This window comes from Streptococcus infantis (assembly GCF_047464415.1).
In the GTDB taxonomy this organism is placed as follows: domain Bacteria; phylum Bacillota; class Bacilli; order Lactobacillales; family Streptococcaceae; genus Streptococcus; species Streptococcus infantis_AE.
Genome location: NZ_JASHBX010000009.1, coordinates 1 through 18,938 on the forward strand (window position 1 = coordinate 1; position 18,938 = coordinate 18,938).

The window sequence follows — 18,938 nt, forward strand, 5'->3', positions numbered from 1 at the left end:
CAACGAGCGCAAGCACATCAGCAAGTACGTCGGCTTCAACAAGTGCAAGTACATCGGCTAGCACTTCAGCTTCAACAAGTGCAAGCACTTCAGCAAGTACATCAGCATCAACGAGCGCAAGCACATCGGCTAGCACATCAGCAAGTACGTCAGCCTCAACAAGTGCAAGTACGTCAGCAAGTACATCAGCCTCAACAAGTGCAAGCACTTCAGCAAGTACATCAGCCTCAACAAGTGCAAGCACTTCAGCAAGTACATCAGCATCAACGAGCGCAAGCACATCGGCTAGCACATCAGCAAGTACGTCAGCAAGTACATCAGCCTCAACAAGTGCAAGCACGTCAGCAAGTACATCAGCTTCAACAAGTGCAAGCACATCGGCAAGTACGTCGGCCTCAACAAGTGCAAGTACGTCGGCAAGTACATCAGCAAGTACATCAGCAAGTACATCAGCAAGTACATCAGCAAGCACATCCGCTTCAACAAGTGCAAGCACATCAGCAAGTACGTCAGCAAGTACATCCGCTTCAACAAGTGCAAGTACTTCAGCAAGCACATCGGCATCAACGAGCGCAAGCACGTCAGCAAGTACATCGGCATCAACAAGTGCAAGCACATCGGCAAGTACGTCAGCCTCAACAAGTGCAAGCACCTCAGCAAGCACGTCAGCAAGTACATCCGCTTCAACAAGTGCAAGCACATCAGCAAGTACATCCGCATCAACAAGTGCAAGTACTTCAGCAAGCACATCGGCATCAACGAGCGCAAGCACGTCAGCAAGCACGTCGGCATCAACAAGTGCAAGTACGTCAGCATCAACAAGTGCAAGCACCTCAGCAAGTACATCCGCATCAACAAGTGCAAGCACCTCAGCAAGTACGTCAGCATCAACAAGTGCAAGCACATCGGCAAGTACGTCAGCATCAACAAGTGCAAGCACATCGGCATCAACAAGTGCAAGCACGTCAGCAAGTACGTCAGCATCAACAAGTGCAAGCACATCGGCAAGTACGTCAGCATCAACAAGTGCAAGCACATCGGCATCAACAAGTGCAAGCACGTCAGCAAGTACGTCCGCATCAACAAGTGCAAGTACGTCAGCAAGCACATCAGCAAGTACGTCGGCATCAACGAGCGCAAGCACGTCAGCAAGTACATCGGCATCAACAAGTGCAAGTACTTCAGCAAGCACGTCGGCATCAACGAGCGCAAGTACATCGGCTAGCACGTCGGCATCAACGAGTGAAAGTACTTCAGCAAGTACATCCGCTTCAACAAGTGCAAGCACCTCAGCAAGTACGTCAGCAAGCACATCGGCATCAACGAGCGCAAGTACGTCAGCAAGCACATCAGCATCAACGAGCGCAAGCACCTCAGCAAGTACGTCAGCTTCAACAAGTGCGAGCACATCAGCAAGTACGTCCGCATCAACAAGTGCAAGCACGTCAGCAAGTACGTCTGCATCAACAAGTGCAAGTACTTCAGCAAGCACATCGGCATCAACGAGCGCAAGCACATCAGCAAGTACGTCAGCATCAACAAGTGCGAGCACATCAGCAAGTACGTCGGCATCAACGAGCGCAAGTACATCGGCTAGCACGTCGGCATCAACGAGTGCAAGTACTTCAGCAAGTACATCCGCTTCAACAAGTGCAAGTACTTCAGCAAGCACATCGGCATCAACGAGCGCAAGCACGTCAGCAAGTACATCGGCATCAACAAGTGCAAGCACATCGGCAAGTACGTCAGCCTCAACAAGTGCAAGCACGTCAGCCTCAACCAGCGCAAGCACGTCAGCAAGTACATCCGCTTCAACAAGTGCAAGCACCTTAGCAAGTACGTCGGCTTCAACAAGCGCAAGCACATCGGCTAGCACGTCAGCTTCAACAAGTGTAAGCACGTCAGCAAGCACATCGGCATCAACGAGCGCAAGTACGTCGGCAAGCACATCGGCTTCAACAAGTGCAAGCACCTCAGCAAGTACGTCGGCTTCAACAAGCGCAAGCACATCGGCAAGCACGTCAGCTTCAACAAGTGTAAGCACGTCAGCAAGCACATCGGCATCAACGAGCGCAAGTACGTCGGCAAGCACATCGGCTTCAACAAGTGCAAGTACGTCAGCAAGCACATCGGCATCAACGAGCGCAAGCACATCTGCTAGCACGTCAGCTTCAACAAGTGCAAGCACGTCAGCAAGCACATCGGCATCAACGAGCGCAAGTACGTCAGCAAGCACATCGGCATCAACGAGCGCAAGTACGTCAGCAAGCACATCGGCATCAACAAGTGCAAGTACGTCAGCAAGCACATCCGCATCAACGAGCGCAAGCACATCAGCAAGCACATCGGCTAGCACGTCAGCTTCAACAAGCGCAAGCACGTCAGCAAGTACGTCGGCCTCAACGAGCGCAAGCACCTCAGCAAGTACATCAGCTTCAACAAGTGCAAGCACATCGGCAAGCACGTCCGCTTCAACAAGTGCAAGCACGTCAGCAAGTACATCGGCATCAACAAGTGCAAGCACATCGGCAAGTACATCCGCTTCAACAAGCGCAAGCACGTCAGCAAGCACATCAGCTTCTGAATCAGCAAGCACAAGCGCATCAGAGTCAGCAAGCACATCAGCATCTGAGTCTGCATCAACAAGTGCATCTATGATTCATTCAACAAGTCTAGCTCCTCAAACTGATACCACTAAGGCCCGTAAGCAATTACCAAATACTGGTGAAACAGCTTCAGCTGCAAATGCTCTCCTTGGAGTTGTAGCAGGTCTAACTGGATTAGGATTAGTGGCTAAACGTCGTAAGCGTGATGATGAAGAATAAGTCTTCTAACCATTCTATTAGTTGATTATTCCGATCAAAAAACCTGAAAGATATAACTTTCAGGTTTTTTTCGTTCTATTATATTTTTGCTTTGGAAATATCTATAAACATTTCGAGAACTTTTTATAATTTTTGCAAAATAAAAAACTAGCCATGGAATTAGTAGTAGCTACTAAATTCTATGACTAGTTGTAAAGTTTAAGGTTTAGACTTGATAATTTTAGTTTGTTTAGATAGGGATAGGAGTGTTTCGTCACTTAATTTAGAATCAGTGATAATAGTATCGATATCTGAAATGTTGTAAAATGTAAAGAAATCAAACTTATCAAATTTGCTATGGTCAGCTAGGAGATATTTTTTATTGGCGTTTTCTAGTGCTAATTTCTGTGCTTCACCTTCGTCTTCACTAAAGGTAGCGATAGCATGATCCTTGATACCATTACAACTAACGAAGGCTTTTGAAAATTGCAAACTAGCGATATCTTGAAGAGTGAGAGTACCGACAAAAGCTCCTGTAATTGAACGATAATTACCACCGATTAGAATGAGATCAGTTAGCTTACGCTCATTTAGAATGAGAAATACAGGCAAACTATTGGTAACAACTCGAATGTTATCTATAGGAAGTTCACGCGCAAAGAATTCTAATGTGGTACCTGGACCAATGAAAATAGTTTCTCTTTCTTCAACTAAGTGACCTGCAAAGCGAGCAATTTCTTGTTTTTCTGCTGTTTGTAGTCCTTGTTTTTCAACGTTAGAACGCTCATTATTTAATAAGGAACCTGTTCGAAGTTTTTCAGCACCGCCATGAACTCGAACTAGCAAATCCTTATCTGCTAACTCTTGTAAATATCGTCTAGCTGTCATATCGGAAATATCAAGGCGATTCATAATCTCTTTAACAGTGATAGTTCCTTTTGTATTTACAATTTCTAAAATAGTATCTAATTTTTCTTGCTTCAGCATTGAACCACCCCCAAATCTAATATTATTTTATCATATTTTAAACAGCTAAGCAACTTAAAGAAAACAAAAATAAACAAAAAAAAACATCTAGTTTATAAATAAACTTAGATGTTTTTTAGGTTAGGTATTAATTTAGTCCATAGTTATAGTCATCATCCTGCATAGCTTCAACTTCACCAAGTAGATAACCATTACCAACTTGAGAGAAGAAGTCGTGGTTTGATGTACCAGTTGAAATCCCATTCATAACGATAGGGTTGACATCGTCAGCTGAGTCAGGGAAGAGTGGATCTTGCCCCAAATTCATAAGAGCCTTATTTGCATTGTAGCGAAGGAAGGTTTTAACCTCTTCGGTCCATCCGACTTCGTCATAGAGGCTCTCTGTATAGCCTTCTTCATTCTCATAAAGAGTATAGAGAAGGTCGTACATCCATTCTTTGAGTTTTTCTTGATCATCTTCTGGCAATTCATTGAAACCAAGTTGGAATTTGTAGCCGATGTAGGTTCCGTGTACAGACTCGTCACGAATAATCAATTTGATAATTTCTGCCACGTTGGCCAACTTGTTGTTTCCAAGATAGTAGAGTGGTGTAAAGAAGCCAGAGTAGAAGAGGAAGGTTTCAAGGAAAACACTAGCTACTTTCTTTTCAAGAGGAGTTCCGTTTAGGTAGATTTCATTGATAATCTCAGCTTTTTTCTGAAGATATGGATTGGTATTAGTCCATTCAAAAATTTCTTCAATTTCAGACTTGGTATTTAAGGTTGAGAAGATAGAAGAGTAAGACTTAGCATGAACAGATTCCATAAATTGAATGTTATTGAAAACAGCTTCCTCGTGCGGTGTACGGATGTCTGCGCGGAGGGCTTGAACCCCAGTTTCAGATTGCATAGTGTCGAGAAGGGTTAAACCACCAAAGACTTTTCCTACTAAGTCTTTTTCTACATTTGATAGCTTTCTCCAGTCATCCAAGTCATTTGACAAGGGAATACGTGTATCAAGCCAAAATTGCTCCGTTAGTTTTTCCCAAGTTGATTTGTCGATGACATCTTCGATGGCATTCCAGTTAATGGCTTTGTAGTAAGTTTCCATTTGAAATCTCTTTCTGTGTTTAATATTGCGAACTCACAATTATCTCTATTTTATCATAATTCTAGAGGAGTATCGCACAAAAAGTCGGAAGCCCGACTTTTTGTTATTTCATAGTATAGCTGCTTATTCCAGCTTAGCTTGGTAAATGAATCGATAGCCTAAGAAAATGTAGTTTCCTCAAGCAAAGATTAAATCACACAGCTTTCACATTGGTTGGCACCGACTTCTCCACCATCATCAGTAAAGGTACGGACGTAGTAGATAGACTTGATTCCCTTGTTAAAGGCATAGTTACGAAGGATAGACAAGTCACGTGTCGTTTGTTTGTTTTCTTTCTTCCATTCGTAAAGGCCTGTTGGGATATCACTACGCATGAAGAGTGTGAGTGAAAGTCCTTGGTCCACGTGCTCAGTCGCAGCAGCATAAACATCAATGACCTTACGCATATCCATGTCATAAGCAGAAGTGTAGTAAGGAATTGTTTCTGTTGACAAACCAGCAGCAGGATAGTAGATCTTACCAATTTTCTTCTCTTGACGTTCTTCGATACGTTGCGTAATTGGGTGAATAGAAGCAGAAACATCGTTGATGTAGCTGATAGAACCATTTGGCGCTACAGCAAGTCGGTTTTGGTGGTAAAGTCCATCTGCTTTAACTTTATCACGAAGTTCAGCCCAGTCAGCAGCAGTAGGAATAAAGATATCTTTGAAGAGCTCTTTAACACGGTCTGATTTCGGAAGGAATTCGCCAGTTAAATACTTATCAAAATAGCTTCCGTTAGCATAGTCTGATTTGTCAAAGTTGTGGAAGGTAACACCACGTTCACGTGCGATATTGTTTGACTCAACCAAGGTCCAGTAGTTCATAAGCATGAAGTAGATGCTTGTGAATTCAACAGACTCAGGTGATCCGTATTCGATCAATTGTTGAGCAAGATAGCTGTGAAGTCCCATAGCTCCAAGGCCAAAGGTATGAGCTTGACTATTTCCGTGGTCGATAGTAGGAACTGCGACGATGTGTGAACTATCTGTAACGAAGGTCAAGGCACGTACCATTGCACGGATAGAGCGACCAAAGTCAGGTGAAGTCATCATGTTTACAACGTTTGTTGAACCAAGGTTACATGAAACGTCAGTCCCCATTTTAAGGAATTCTTGGGCATCGTTGATAAGACTTGGTTCTTGGACTTGAAGAATCTCTGAACACAAGTTACTCATGATAATCTTACCATCAACTGGATTTGCACGGTTGGCTGTATCAATGTTGACCACATAAGGATAACCAGATTCTTGTTGCAATTTAGAAATCTCAGTTTCCAAATCACGCGCCTTGATTTTTGTCTTACGGATGTTTGGATTTGCAACTAGTTCATCGTATTTTTCTGTGATGTCGATGTAGTTAAATGGCACGCCGTATTCAAGCTCTACAGAGTAAGGGCTGAAGAGGTACATTTCTTCATTTTTACGAGCCAATTCGTAGAATTTATCTGGAACCACAACACCAAGTGAAAGGGTCTTGACACGCACTTTTTCATCGGCGTTTTCCTTCTTAGTTGAAAGGAAGGCGATGATATCTGGGTGAAAGACATTGAGGTAAACAACCCCAGCACCTTGACGTTGACCAAGTTGATTAGAGTAAGAGAAGCTATCTTCGAAAAGCTTCATAACAGGTACGACACCAGAAGCAGCCCCCTCATAGCCTTTGATAGGAGCTCCAGCTTCACGAAGGTTGCTGAGGGAAATTCCTACACCACCACCGATACGTGAAAGTTGAAGAGCAGAGTTGATAGAACGTCCGATAGAGTTCATATCATCTGTTACCTGAATCAAGAAGCAAGATACCAACTCACCACGACGAGCACGACCTGCATTCAAGAAAGAAGGAGTAGCAGGTTGATAACGTTGGTGGATGATTTCATTAGCGATATCAATAGCAATCGCTTCATCACCATCTGCGAAGTATAGGGCATTAAAGAAGACACGGTCTTCCATGCTTTCAAGATAGTACTCCCCGTCATTAGTTTTCAGAGCATACTGATTATAGAATTTATAGGCAGCCATGAAAGACTTAAATTGGAAGTTCTGATCCTTGATAAATTGATGCAGTTCTTCCAAAAATTCTGGACGGTATTTCTTGATAAATGCTGTCTCAATGTAGTTATGCTCAATGAGGAAATTAATTTTATCCGTTATTGAGTCAAAAACCATTGTGTTAGGTACAACATTTTCTTTAAAGAAGGCTTCTAAAGCTTCCTTGTCTTTGTGAAGCATAATTTGTCCATTAACAGGACGGTTAATTTCATTATTAAGACGAAAGTAAGTCACATCTTCAAGTTGTTTTAATCCCATAAAAAATCCTTTATCTAATTACAAAAGAAAGGCTTCTAAGGTAGACATAGAAGCTTTTGTCCTGATTCTTAAGCAAGTTGTTTGAGTTTACCTGGTTGGAAACCAGAGAAAACTTCTGTTGGTGTCTGAATAATAGGAGCAGCACTAAAGCCAAGCTCTTTTACTTGATCAATGTATTCAGGTTGTTCATCAAGATTGATTTCTTTATATTCAACATTATTACTGTCTAAAAAACGTTTCGTCATTTTACATTGGACACAGTTGTTTTTAGAATATACGGTTACCATTTCTGTAACTCCTCTTTAAAAAATTATTACTTTCTTAGTATATCAGAAAAAAAAACTTTGTCAACTTTCTAAAACTAAATCTTGTGTACTTATTTTACTGATTTTACTAACGAACACAATATATAGTGTAGTATTGAAAAATAATTACAGAAAAAGCAATGATTTCATTATAGGTGTCTCGACAAAAACTACATACTGTGTTTTGCTAAATTTAATAGAAGATTTTCAGCAAGTTATCTGAAAGGAAATTGAAGAAAGTCCATAAAATACTTGAAAAATATCAATGAAGGTGATATAATACTAAATTGTAAGGGTTATCAGATATGTAACTCAACAAGAAAACTATTAAAGGAGAGTCAAACTATGGCTTCTAAAGATTTCCACGTAGTGGCAGAAACAGGTATTCACGCACGTCCAGCAACATTGTTGGTACAAACTGCTAGCAAATTTGCTTCAGATATCACTCTTGAGTACAAAGGTAAATCAGTTAACCTTAAATCTATCATGGGTGTAATGAGCCTTGGTGTTGGTCAAGGTGCTGACGTTACAATCACTGCTGAAGGTGCAGACGCTGATGACGCTATCGCTGCAATCTCAGAAACAATGGAAAAAGAAGGATTGGCATAAGGAAATGACAGAAATGCTTAAAGGAATCGCAGCATCTGACGGTGTTGCAGTTGCAAAAGCATATCTACTCGTTCAACCGGATTTATCATTCGAGACTGTTACAGTCGAAGATACAAATGCAGAAGAGGCTCGTTTGGATGTTGCTCTTGAAGCTTCTCAAAACGAGCTTTCTCTTATCCGCGAGAAGGCTGTAGGTACGCTTGGTGAAGAAGCGGCACAAGTATTTGACGCCCACTTGATGGTTCTTGCTGACCCTGAATTGATCGGTCAAATCAAAGAAACTATCCGTGCTAAGAAAGTGAATGCAGAAGCAGGTCTGAAAGAAGTTACAGACATGTTTATCACAATCTTTGAAGGCATGGAAGACAACCCATACATGCAAGAACGTGCAGCGGATATCCGCGACGTAACAAAACGTGTATTGGCTAACCTCCTTGGTAAAAAATTGCCAAACCCAGCTTCTATCAATGAAGAAGTGATCGTGATTGCTCACGACTTGACTCCATCTGATACAGCTCAATTGGACAAAAACTTTGTAAAAGCTTTTGTAACAAACATTGGTGGTCGTACAAGTCACTCAGCTATCATGGCTCGTACACTTGAAATCGCTGCAGTTTTGGGTACAAACAACATCACTGAAATCGTTAAAGATGGTGACCTACTTGCCGTTAATGGTATTACAGGTGAAGTGATTATCAACCCTACTGAAGAACAAGCAGCTGAATTTAAAGCAGCTGGTGAAGCTTACGCTCAACAAAAAGCTGAGTGGGCACTCTTGAAAGATGCTCAAACAGTTACTGCTGACGGTAAACACTTCGAATTGGCTGCCAACATTGGTACTCCAAAAGACGTTGAAGGTGTTAACGAGAACGGTGCAGAAGCTGTAGGTCTTTACCGTACAGAGTTCTTGTACATGGATTCTCAAGACTTCCCAACTGAAGACGAACAGTACGAAGCGTACAAGGCTGTTCTTGAAGGAATGAACGGTAAACCAGTTGTTGTCCGTACAATGGATATCGGTGGTGACAAGGAGCTTCCTTACTTCGATATGCCACATGAAATGAACCCATTCCTTGGTTTCCGTGCTCTTCGTATCTCTATCTCTGAAACTGGAGATGCAATGTTCCGCACTCAAATCCGTGCCCTTCTTCGTGCTTCTGTACACGGTCAATTGCGTATCATGTTCCCAATGGTTGCGCTTTTGAAAGAATTCCGTGCAGCTAAAGCAGTATTCGATGAAGAAAAAGCTAACCTTCTTGCTGAAGGTGTTGCAGTTGCGGATGATATTCAAGTTGGTATCATGATCGAAATTCCTGCAGCAGCTATGCTTGCAGACCAATTTGCAAAAGAAGTTGACTTCTTCTCAATTGGTACAAACGACTTGATCCAATACACAATGGCGGCAGACCGTATGAACGAACAAGTTTCATACCTTTACCAACCATACAACCCATCAATCCTTCGTTTGATCAACAACGTTATCAAAGCAGCTCACGCTGAAGGTAAATGGGCTGGTATGTGTGGTGAAATGGCTGGTGACCAAACAGCTGTTCCACTTCTTGTCGGAATGGGCTTGGATGAGTTCTCTATGTCAGCAACATCTGTACTTCGTACACGTAGCTTGATGAAGAAACTCGACACTGCTAAAATGCAAGAATACGCTAACCGTGCTCTTACTGAATGTTCAACAATGGAAGAAGTTCTTGAACTTTCTAAAGAATACGTTAACTTCGATTAATCAATTACAAATCCTTGTAGCTTCTAGCTATGAGGATTTTTTCTTCTATTTTCTAGAAAACTCCATCTGTAAAATTTATCAAAAATATGGTAGAATAGACAAGGGAAAAAACAAGGAGGCTACAATGCAAAATAGACCAATCATTATCGGAGTAACAGGTGGATCTGGAGGAGGAAAGACAAGCGTATCTAAAGCAATCTTGTCGCATTTTCCAAATGAAAAAATCTCAATGATTGAGCATGATTCCTACTATAAAGATCAATCTCATCTAACCTTTGAAGAGCGTATTAAGACCAACTATGACCATCCTTTTGCTTTTGATACTGATTTGATGATTGAGCAAATCAAAGAGTTGTTGGCAGGTCGTCCAGTTGATATTCCTACCTATGATTATGCTGCCCATACTAGAAGTTCTAAAACCTACCGTCAAGAACCTCAGGATGTCTTTATCGTAGAAGGAATCTTGGTTTTGGAGGACAAACGACTTCGTGATTTGATGGATATCAAGATTTTCGTAGATACAGATGATGATGTTCGTATCATTCGCCGTATTAAACGTGATATGGAAGAACGTGGTCGTAGCCTGGATAGCGTTATTGACCAGTATCTTGGTGTGGTAAAACCCATGTATCATCAATTTATTGAGCCAACAAAGCGTTATGCAGATATCGTTATTCCAGAAGGAGTAACCAACACAGTAGCTATCGATTTGCTGACAACAAAGATTGAAAAGATTTTAGAAGAAGCACGTCTAGCCCAATAATAAGTAGATAAAAGGCTATGGGAAAGTAATTATTTTTCCAAGATTGAAGCTTTTTCCCATATTGGTGAGTCTTTACAATCAAGTTTTTCGATAGTTTCGTCAAAGGGACTTTTAGGAGTCTGTAATCTTAATTAAATACAGAGTCAGTTACTTGGGGTAAATAAAAATCGAGGCCGGGATTCTCCCGACCTCTTATTTTTTGATTTTTTCAAGTCTCGGAACAATAACTAGGGTAAGTATTGCTGAGATTATGAGTTCTGCGATAGAATTTGTTGAGATAACAGTAGCTAATAGTTTTTGGATATTTCCGTCAAAAACATTTCCAAAGAGGAAGAAGATTCCGCCTAGTACAAATACAGTATTTGTGAGGGAACCGAGTGCTCCAGCGAAGATAAGCCCCGCCTTGTTTTTGAGGAGTTTATAGACAAAGTATGGAGTTAAACCAATAAGGATGCGTGGTATAATCGCAATAACTAGGGAGTAGATGTTACCGTTTGGTACAAATGGAGAGAAAAGGTAGCTGGTTGGGAGAATTGTGATTGTATTGACTGTCAAGCTAATCATCCCCATCAAGAAACCTAAGATGGCCCCAATCCGTGGTCCGTAGATGATACTAGCAATGATGACTGGAATATGGACAATGGTTGGTTTAATTGGAAATGGCAAGACATTAAAGACAATAGAGCTCAGCAAATGAATGACAATCATGCTGGCAAAAAAGATAGCAATAGGAGCAATATTAGAGCGTTTGTTCATGAAGTTTTTCCTTTATCTGTTGTAAAATAGTATCAAGATCAGCAAGAGCACCACGTCCTACATCGCCACAGGCCAGTAGGGACTCTTTTGGAGCAATAATTGTATAACCATAAGTTTCTAAAGTTTTTAAGTTTGTTTGAGTTGCTGGATGGTCATACATTTTGGTATTCATAGCAGGTGCTACTAGTTTTGGAACATAGTTTGGCAAGGCAAGAGCTGTAGCAGTTACCATATTATCAGCCAAACCGTGCGCGACTTTCGCAATCGTATTTGCGGTTGCAGGAGCAAGGATAAACAAGTCTGTTTCTTTTCCTAGCTCGATATGATTGACTTTATCAGGATAAGGTTCCTGCATAAGATCGAGATGTACGGTATTTTGAGATAAGACTTGAAGGGTTAAAGGTTGGATAAAGGCAGTCGCAGCCTGGGTCATAAGTACAGTAACAGAATACCCTTGTTTCTTCAAGCCACTTACCAAATCAGCAGCCTTGTAAGAGGCGATAGAGCCTGTCACAGCGAGTGTAATACGAGCCATAATTTTCCTTTCTAACGATCAAATCCCTGAATTTTTTCCACTAAAAAGTTAGCAATTTCTTGTTTGCTAGCAGCAATCTGATAGTCTTTTTCCTCTACTAGATAAGCCAGGTGTTGATCAGCATTAATCTGAGTGAGGTCATTAGCGACAATCAAATCTGCTTGATTCTTTTCAAGACTTTCTCTAGCGATTTGAATCAGATGCTCCTTAGTAACATCGACAAGGAGTTTAAAGCCAATGAGATGGATACTTGGATTCCATTCTTTAACAAGAGAGATGATCTTTGGATTTTTCTTGAGAAATAGGACTTGCACCTCATCCTTAGAGGAGATCTTTGTTTCCATATTTTTCTTATGCAAAAATTCATTTAAATCTTGGCTTGCTTGAACTTGGTCAAGACCAGTCATGTAAACAGGGCTGTAGTCAGAAACAGCCATTGAATGGATCAAGACTTGATAATCAGGGACAATCCGTTTCATCTCTTGGAGTAAATCGGAAGTGTTTTTAATTTCAATAATGGTTAAATTCTGGTCTATCTCTGGTTTTAGTGCTTGTTGCGTAGTAATCAGACAAACTTGGTGACCAGCTTTTAGTAAAGTCTCAGTTATAACTTTACCAAGTCTACCAGTAGAGTGGTTGGTAATGGAGCGAACTCGATCAATGGCTTCGCTTGTACCACCAGATGTAACTAAAATTTTCATAGAACTATTGTACAAAAAAATGAACAGTAAGTAAAATGAAAGCGATAAAATATAACTAAACTTTATAACTATATTATTATTGACAATTAATTTAAGATATAAGATAATTATTTTAGTTATATATGAAAAGGGGAAGCCGTTATGGACTTTTTTAAGTTTGCAGATAATATGGTTAAAGAAGCTAGTAAAGTAATTGATGATGCTAGTAAGACAACCAGTAGCGTACTTAATGAAGCTGGAAAAGCTTTAGATAGCGCTGGGAAAGTTACAGGAGATTTATTATCAGATTCTGTAAAAGTAATAGGAGATGTATCAAATAAGATAGGAAATGTTGTTTCAGACGTTTCAAGTCAAGCTGCTACAGTAGCGAATGATACTGTTCAACAAGTAACAGAGGTGACAACTGGCACAATCAATCAAGCTGGAAAAATTGCAACGGAAGCAAAATCACAAATTGATTCAATAGATCTTTTTAATGGTAAACTAAGGTCCGAAGCCGTTGAGAATTACCATGAATCTATTCAAATATATAATGAAAAAGCTACAGATTTAACGAATAAATCGACTGAGCTTTATAAAAGTAGAGACAAGGCGATCAAAGTTGTCAAAATAATTGAAGAAAGAATTAGTAAATTAGCAAATAAACCGAAAGAATTTGAAACAAAATTAGACGAAATAATTGTTGAAATACAGAATTTCGAAGATAAGCAGTTAGCTATTACTCAGGCAATCAAAGAAGCAGAATTAGCCAGCGGTAGTACGGCAGCTACAGCTTCTTTAAGTGCTTTAGGTGTGACAGTCGCAACTTTAGGTCCTACTGCAGCTATGGGAGTTGCAACTACTTTTGGTGTCGCATCAACAGGAACAGCAATTTCTAGTTTGACAGGTGCAGCAGCAAATAGTGCGGCATTAGCTTGGTTAGGTGGAGGAAGTCTAGCAGCAGGCGGAGGAGGTGTGGCTGCTGGAAATGCCTTTCTAGCCATGGCGGGCCCTGTTGGTTGGGGGATTGCTGGCTTAATGTTAACAGCGTCTGTCGGAGCAGGTGTTTTTGCTAATAAAAAAAATGAAGAAGTAGCTAAAGAAGCGCTTGATGAACAAAAGAAAATTGAGTTATTAATTAGACAAACTGAAAAATCAATAATAGAAATTACTGAATTAATTAATTTAATTGAAAAGCAAACTGAGGGAATCTACTTAGCTAATCTTTCTTTAATTGGAAAAGATTATAACTTATTTACTGATGATGAAAAGTATCAAGCAGGTAGTTTAGTAAATTCAACCCTCTCACTTACTTCGATGATTAATAAGGAAATTAAAATAAATGATGAATCAGGCTGTTAATAGAGCATTTTATCAAGGGATAGGTGCTTATGTCAATTGTTTAAACAACTTGAGAATTCAAGACTTACAAATTGCTATGAAAATGATTGAGGATGAAGCTCGACATGTCATTTTAAACAAGGACAATGCCTCTAAAATCTTAAACTATGCTAGAGATAACATTGAAGACGTAATTCTAAAGAATCGTGGAGGTGAATACGGCGGTCACGGTTTTATTGCTGAATTTGCAGAAGCAGGAATTGTGAATGCGAGAAGAGCTTTTGAAGGATTAAATCCTATTGTAAAAGTATTGAATGATAATGGACCAGCCGATTTATTAATTGGTAGAAATACCATTCAAATGAAGTTTTATAATAATTTACGTGATGAACTAGCTCAATCATTTCATTACAGTAAAAAAATGAAAATGATGTTTCCAAAAGATCACGTGTTAGTATACGAAAAAATTATGGCTGGCGCCAAAGAAGTTGAATTTAATGGTAAAAGATTGTCTATTAAACAAATTACCGATATACGACAAATGATCAATGATATTACCGAAAATAAGGGACTTACTTCATATAAATCTTGGATGAAATCATCTGTTCTAAATTATGATGATGCTCAAAGAAATTCAATAAAATCCATTTTAGATTCCGAGGAGAAGAATATTTGTAAAACTGTCAGACTAAAACAACAAGAATTAAATAAAAAACGATTAGTAGCACAAAAAAATTCATTGCCAAGAATAAAAGAAGCCAATAAGATTGCAAGAAACGCAGCTGTTTTACAGGGTGGTTTAGCTTTGATGTTCAATGTGTATGGAAAATACAAAGAAGGAAAAACTATTTTTGAATTTGAGCAATCAGATTGGTTAGACTGTGGACTGGAAACAGTGGAAGGTGCGGTAAAAGGTTCTATATCAGGTTACGCGATTTATGGTCTCACTAATGTTTTTAAAATGAGTGCACCAAGTGCAAGTGCATTTGTAACAGCAACTTTTGGAATGATCGATATTATTACTCAATTTAGAACATCTGAAATAACTAAAGAAGAATTTATAAATCTTATTACTATAAGCGCTTTGGATACTTCATTTGCTACAATTGGTGCTTGTGTAGGGCAAACAATGATTCCTTTTCCAGTTTTGGGAGCTGTGTTAGGTTCAATAACTAGTTCAATAATTTGGGAATTAGGTAAAGGAATTTTAAGTGATAGGGAACAGGAATTAATTCAAGATTATAGGGAAAACTTAGATAATCATATCAAAAAGTTAGATGATAAATACAAGATTATTTTTAATGATATTATGGATAAATATCATAAACTAGGACGATTACAGGATTACTCTTTTGATTTATCTATCAATACACGTCTTCGTTTTGAGTATTCAATTGAATTAGCTGAGTATATAGGAGTTTCTGATGACGAAATTCTACATGATTTATCCGAAATTGATAGCTACTTTCTGAGTTAGTAGAAAGCTTTCAACTATAGTTAAAACCTATAAAGGCATATAAAAATTCAAAAAGAAGCCAAGAAAGTCTGAAGTGTTGTGATATTTACGAACGTTACCAAGCTTTATGACTGTTAAAAATCTTATTTTATGATATAATGAATTAACACATTTGAGGTAGAGGAGTTTGTTATGAAAACAGATATTGAAATTGCACAAAGTATCGAATTAAAACCAATCGTTGATGTTGTTGAGAAACTTGGTATTTCATACGATGATTTGGAGTTGTATGGAAAATATAAGGCTAAACTAAGCTTTGATAAGATTCGTGAAGTGGAAAGTAATCCAGTCGGTAAATTGATCCTGGTTACAGCTATCAACCCAACACCTGCTGGTGAAGGAAAATCAACTATCACTATCGGACTTGCTGATGCTTTGAATAAGATTGGTAAGAAAACCATGATTGCTATCCGAGAACCTTCTCTTGGACCAGTCATGGGGATTAAAGGTGGTGCAGCTGGTGGTGGTTATGCCCAAGTTTTACCAATGGAAGACATCAACCTTCACTTTACTGGAGATATGCACGCTATTACAACTGCAAATAATGCTCTCTCTGCCTTGATTGACAATCACTTGCACCAAGGAAACGAGCTAGGAATCGACCAACGTCGTATTCTTTGGAAACGTGTGGTTGACTTGAACGATCGCGCTCTTCGTCACGTAACAGTCGGCCTTGGTGGTCCTCTTAACGGTATTCCACGTGAAGATGGATTTGACATCACTGTGGCTTCAGAGATCATGGCCATCCTTTGCTTGGCAACTGATATTGAAGATTTGAAACGTCGTTTGGCCAATATCGTCATTGGTTACCGTTATGACCGTACACCTGTTTCAGTGGGTGATCTACATGTTGAAGGTGCCTTGGCATTGATTTTGAAAGATGCTATCAAACCGAACTTGGTTCAAACCATCTATGGAACACCTGCCTTTGTACATGGTGGCCCATTTGCCAATATCGCACACGGATGTAACTCTGTCTTGGCTACAACTACAGCCCTTCACTTGGCAGATTACACAGTGACAGAAGCAGGTTTTGGTGCAGACCTTGGTGCTGAGAAATTCCTGGATATCAAAACTCCAAATTTGCCAACTTCACCAGATGCAGTAGTGATTGTTGCAACACTTCGTGCTCTTAAGATGAATGGTGGGGTTGCTAAGGATGCATTGACAGAAGAGAATGTAGAAGCAGTTCGTGCTGGTTTTGCTAATTTGAAACGCCACGTTGAGAATATCCGTAAGTTTGGTATTCCAGCAGTTGTTGCTATTAACGAGTTCGTATCTGATACAGAAGCTGAAATCGCAGCTTTGAAAGAACTTTGTGCTTCAATTGATGTTCCGGTTGAGTTAGCTAGCGTATGGGCTGATGGAGCTGAAGGAGGAGTAGCTTTGGCTGAAACTCTCGTCAAAACAATTGACGAAAATCCAGCTAACTATACACGTTTGTATGACAACGACCTTTCTGTTCAAGAAAAGATTGAAAAGATTGTCACTGAAATCTATCGTGGAAGCAAAGTAAACTTCGAGAAGAAAGCTCAAACTCAAATCGCACAAATCGTACAAAACGGTTGGGACAAATTGCCAATCTGTATGGCAAAAACTCAATACAGTTTCTCAGACAATCCAAATGCACTTGGAGCACCTGAAAACTTTGAGATTACTATCCGCGAATTGGTACCAAAATTGGGTGCAGGCTTCATCGTTGCCCTTACTGGTGATGTGATGACCATGCCTGGACTTCCAAAACGCCCAGCAGCTCTCAACATGGATGTTGAAAGTGATGGAACAGTTCTTGGATTATTCTAATAAGAAAATTTAAAGACAAGCTCAACATTGAGTTTGTCTTTTTGTTATTATTAAAAAAATCTCCTAGAGATAACTAGGAGATTTGAGTTTTTATTTCATAGTTGGGAAGAGCAATACATCACGGATAGTTGTAGTATCTGTGAGGAGCATGCAGAGACGGTCGATACCAATTCCCAAACCACCTGTTGGTGGCATACCGTATTCAAGTGCTTCGATGTAGTCGTAGTCAATGCCTGTTGCTTCGTCGTCACCAAGTTCTTTGGCTTTAGCTTGAGCTTCAAAACGGCTAAGCTGGTCGATTGGGTCGTTGAGCTCAGTAAAGGCATTACCATATTCTTTAGTCATGATGAAGAGCTCGAAGCGGTCTGTAAAGCGCTCATCTTCTGGATTTTTCTTAGCAAGTGGTGATACAGCTACTGGGTGACCGTATACAAATGTTGGTTGAATCAATGTTTCTTCAACGTACTCTTCAAAGAAGGCATTGATAATGTGTCCAACTTCAGTATAGTGTTTTTCAACAGGAACATTCTTTTCAGCTGCGATAGCTTTAGCTTCTTCGAAAGTCATATCTTGCCAGAAATCAACACCTGTAATTTCCTTGATTGCATCCACCATGTGTACACGTTTAAATGGTTCATTGATCTTGATTTCAGTTCCTTGATAGATAACTGGACCGTCGCCTTTAACAGCTTTAGCAGCGTGTTGAATAATGCCTTCAGTCAAGTCCATGATATCGTGGAAGTCTGCATAAGCTTGGTAAACTTCGATAGAAGTAAACTCAGGGTTATGTGTAGCATCCATTCCTTCGTTACGGAAGATACGACCAATCTCATAAACACGCTCCATACCACCAACGATAAGACGTTTCAAGTGAAGCTCAGTCGCGATACGAAGCACCATGTCAATGTTTTGAGCATTGTGATGAGTGATGAATGGGCGAGCAGCAGCACCACCAGCTTCGTTGTGAAGAACTGGTGTTTCAACTTCAAGGAATCCTTTTTGGTCTAGGTAACGACGGATTTCAGAGATGATTTTTGAACGAGTAACAAAACGTTCGAAGCTTTCGCGGTTAGAAATCAAGTCAAGGTAACGTTTACGATAGATTGTTTCAACGTCTGTTAAACCGTGGAATTTCTCTGGAAGTGGACGAAGAGCCTTAGACAAGTGTGTAATGTGAGTCGCCTTGATAGAGAGTTCTCCCATATCCGTACGCATCACTTCACCCTCAACACCGAGGAAGTCTCCGAGGTCAGCCTTCTTAAAGATTTCGTAGTTTTCTTCACCTACAGCATCTTTACGAACGTAGATTTGAATTTGACCTTCGCGGTCTTGAAGGTGGGCAAATCCAACTTTACCTTTACCACGCTTTGTTACCAAACGTCCAGCGATAGTAGCAGTCTCGTTTAAATCGTGTAGTTGTTCTTTGTCAAGGTCAGCATATTTATCTTTTAATTCTTGTGAGTTAGCAGTGCGTTCAAAGCGTTTACCGAATGGATCGATTCCTTGTTCGCGGAGCGCAGCCATTTTTTCACGGCGAACGATCTGCTGGTCATTTAGTTCTTCCATATGTTCTGTTGACATGGTTTCCTCCTAGTTTTTACTCAATTCTTGATACGATGAGTCTTTTTTGCGATACTCCCATTTTATCATAAAAGTCAAATAA

16 protein-coding genes are annotated in these 18,938 nt (G+C 40.0%); 8 read left to right on the forward strand and 8 right to left on the reverse strand.

Going from position 1 to position 18,938, the window contains the following annotated elements; all coding sequences use genetic code 11:
* The first annotated feature begins 1,312 nt into the window (after positions 1–1,312).
* Positions 1,313–1,597, forward strand: coding sequence for a hypothetical protein (locus QM460_RS06340; protein WP_414289623.1), 285 nt, complete (start codon positions 1,313–1,315; stop codon positions 1,595–1,597).
* 1,057 nt (positions 1,598–2,654) lie between these two features.
* Positions 2,655–2,825 (forward strand): LPXTG cell wall anchor domain-containing protein, encoded by a 171-nt coding sequence (locus QM460_RS06345; RefSeq protein WP_373093262.1) that lies wholly within the window; start codon positions 2,655–2,657, stop codon positions 2,823–2,825.
* A gap of 198 nt (positions 2,826–3,023) precedes the next feature.
* On the opposite strand, the gene QM460_RS06350 is transcribed toward QM460_RS06345, so the two are convergent.
* From QM460_RS06350 to nrdH, 4 genes are all read right to left on the reverse strand, one after another.
* Positions 3,024–3,791 carry a DeoR/GlpR family DNA-binding transcription regulator gene (locus QM460_RS06350; RefSeq protein ID WP_223140922.1) on the reverse strand — a complete coding sequence of 256 codons (768 nt, stop codon included), beginning with the start codon at positions 3,789–3,791 and terminating at the stop codon, positions 3,024–3,026.
* Between the two features lie 127 nt (positions 3,792–3,918).
* Positions 3,919–4,881, reverse strand: coding sequence for a class 1b ribonucleoside-diphosphate reductase subunit beta (gene nrdF / locus QM460_RS06355; RefSeq protein ID WP_414289567.1), 963 nt, complete (start codon positions 4,879–4,881; stop codon positions 3,919–3,921).
* A 188-nt stretch (positions 4,882–5,069) separates the two neighbouring features.
* Positions 5,070–7,229, reverse strand: coding sequence for a class 1b ribonucleoside-diphosphate reductase subunit alpha (gene nrdE / locus QM460_RS06360; protein WP_414289568.1), 2,160 nt, complete (start codon positions 7,227–7,229; stop codon positions 5,070–5,072).
* Between the two features lie 68 nt (positions 7,230–7,297).
* Entirely contained in the window at positions 7,298–7,516 is a 219-nt protein-coding gene (gene nrdH / locus QM460_RS06365) for a glutaredoxin-like protein NrdH (protein ID WP_000259242.1), read from the reverse strand.
* A 363-nt stretch (positions 7,517–7,879) separates the two neighbouring features.
* On the opposite strand from nrdH, the gene QM460_RS06370 reads away from it, so the two are divergent.
* From QM460_RS06370 to udk, 3 genes are all read left to right on the forward strand, one after another.
* On the forward strand, positions 7,880–8,143 hold the full coding sequence (locus QM460_RS06370; RefSeq protein ID WP_000146952.1) for a phosphocarrier protein HPr: 264 nt from the start codon (positions 7,880–7,882) through the stop codon (positions 8,141–8,143).
* 4 nt (positions 8,144–8,147) lie between these two features.
* Positions 8,148–9,881 carry a phosphoenolpyruvate--protein phosphotransferase gene (gene ptsP / locus QM460_RS06375; protein WP_153225717.1) on the forward strand — a complete coding sequence of 578 codons (1,734 nt, stop codon included), beginning with the start codon at positions 8,148–8,150 and terminating at the stop codon, positions 9,879–9,881.
* Positions 9,882–10,005: 124 nt separating this feature from the next.
* The gene (udk, locus tag QM460_RS06380; protein WP_007555045.1) at positions 10,006–10,644 is read left to right on the forward strand and encodes a uridine kinase; all 639 of its coding nucleotides are present in this window, start codon (positions 10,006–10,008) and stop codon (positions 10,642–10,644) included.
* Between the two features lie 192 nt (positions 10,645–10,836).
* Here udk and QM460_RS06385 read toward each other — a convergent pair whose 3' ends face one another.
* From QM460_RS06385 to QM460_RS06395, 3 genes are read right to left on the reverse strand one after another with little or no spacing between them, the layout of a single operon-like run.
* Positions 10,837–11,400 carry an ECF transporter S component gene (locus QM460_RS06385; protein WP_414289569.1) on the reverse strand — a complete coding sequence of 188 codons (564 nt, stop codon included), beginning with the start codon at positions 11,398–11,400 and terminating at the stop codon, positions 10,837–10,839.
* Positions 11,384–11,935: a phosphopantothenoylcysteine decarboxylase gene (gene coaC / locus QM460_RS06390; protein ID WP_414289570.1), complete on the reverse strand. Its 552-nt coding sequence runs from the start codon at positions 11,933–11,935 to the stop codon at positions 11,384–11,386. The genes QM460_RS06385 and coaC overlap by 17 nt, the downstream gene beginning before the upstream one ends.
* A gap of 11 nt (positions 11,936–11,946) precedes the next feature.
* Positions 11,947–12,636 (reverse strand): phosphopantothenate--cysteine ligase, encoded by a 690-nt coding sequence (locus QM460_RS06395; protein ID WP_414289571.1) that lies wholly within the window; start codon positions 12,634–12,636, stop codon positions 11,947–11,949.
* Between the two features lie 141 nt (positions 12,637–12,777).
* On the opposite strand from QM460_RS06395, the gene QM460_RS06400 reads away from it, so the two are divergent.
* From QM460_RS06400 to QM460_RS06410, 3 genes are all read left to right on the forward strand, one after another.
* A complete protein-coding gene (locus tag QM460_RS06400; RefSeq protein WP_414289572.1) occupies positions 12,778–13,977 on the forward strand; it encodes a hypothetical protein in 1,200 nt (399 codons plus the stop codon).
* Entirely contained in the window at positions 13,958–15,433 is a 1,476-nt protein-coding gene (locus tag QM460_RS06405; RefSeq protein WP_414289573.1) for a hypothetical protein, read from the forward strand. The genes QM460_RS06400 and QM460_RS06405 overlap by 20 nt, the downstream gene beginning before the upstream one ends.
* Before the next feature lie 171 nt (positions 15,434–15,604).
* Positions 15,605–17,275: a formate--tetrahydrofolate ligase gene (locus tag QM460_RS06410; RefSeq protein ID WP_414289574.1), complete on the forward strand. Its 1,671-nt coding sequence runs from the start codon at positions 15,605–15,607 to the stop codon at positions 17,273–17,275.
* Between the two features lie 90 nt (positions 17,276–17,365).
* Here QM460_RS06410 and lysS read toward each other — a convergent pair whose 3' ends face one another.
* Entirely contained in the window at positions 17,366–18,856 is a 1,491-nt protein-coding gene (lysS, locus tag QM460_RS06415) for a lysine--tRNA ligase (protein ID WP_414289575.1), read from the reverse strand.
* Between the last annotated feature and the right edge of the window lie 82 nt (positions 18,857–18,938).

Coding starts and splice junctions, on each gene's coding strand:
- QM460_RS06410 (WP_414289574.1), top strand. CDS start 15,605: ATGAAAACAGATATTGAAATTGCACAAAGTATCGAATTAAAACCAATC.
- nrdE (WP_414289568.1), bottom strand. CDS start 7,229: ATGGGATTAAAACAACTTGAAGATGTGACTTACTTTCGTCTTAATAAT.
- QM460_RS06385 (WP_414289569.1), bottom strand. CDS start 11,400: ATGAACAAACGCTCTAATATTGCTCCTATTGCTATCTTTTTTGCCAGC.
- lysS (WP_414289575.1), bottom strand. CDS start 18,856: ATGTCAACAGAACATATGGAAGAACTAAATGACCAGCAGATCGTTCGC.
- udk (WP_007555045.1), top strand. CDS start 10,006: ATGCAAAATAGACCAATCATTATCGGAGTAACAGGTGGATCTGGAGGA.
- QM460_RS06370 (WP_000146952.1), top strand. CDS start 7,880: ATGGCTTCTAAAGATTTCCACGTAGTGGCAGAAACAGGTATTCACGCA.
- ptsP (WP_153225717.1), top strand. CDS start 8,148: ATGACAGAAATGCTTAAAGGAATCGCAGCATCTGACGGTGTTGCAGTT.
- QM460_RS06395 (WP_414289571.1), bottom strand. CDS start 12,636: ATGAAAATTTTAGTTACATCTGGTGGTACAAGCGAAGCCATTGATCGA.
- QM460_RS06405 (WP_414289573.1), top strand. CDS start 13,958: ATGATGAATCAGGCTGTTAATAGAGCATTTTATCAAGGGATAGGTGCT.
- QM460_RS06350 (WP_223140922.1), bottom strand. CDS start 3,791: ATGCTGAAGCAAGAAAAATTAGATACTATTTTAGAAATTGTAAATACA.
- nrdF (WP_414289567.1), bottom strand. CDS start 4,881: ATGGAAACTTACTACAAAGCCATTAACTGGAATGCCATCGAAGATGTC.
- QM460_RS06345 (WP_373093262.1), top strand. CDS start 2,655: ATGATTCATTCAACAAGTCTAGCTCCTCAAACTGATACCACTAAGGCC.
- nrdH (WP_000259242.1), bottom strand. CDS start 7,516: ATGGTAACCGTATATTCTAAAAACAACTGTGTCCAATGTAAAATGACG.
- QM460_RS06400 (WP_414289572.1), top strand. CDS start 12,778: ATGGACTTTTTTAAGTTTGCAGATAATATGGTTAAAGAAGCTAGTAAA.
- coaC (WP_414289570.1), bottom strand. CDS start 11,935: ATGGCTCGTATTACACTCGCTGTGACAGGCTCTATCGCCTCTTACAAG.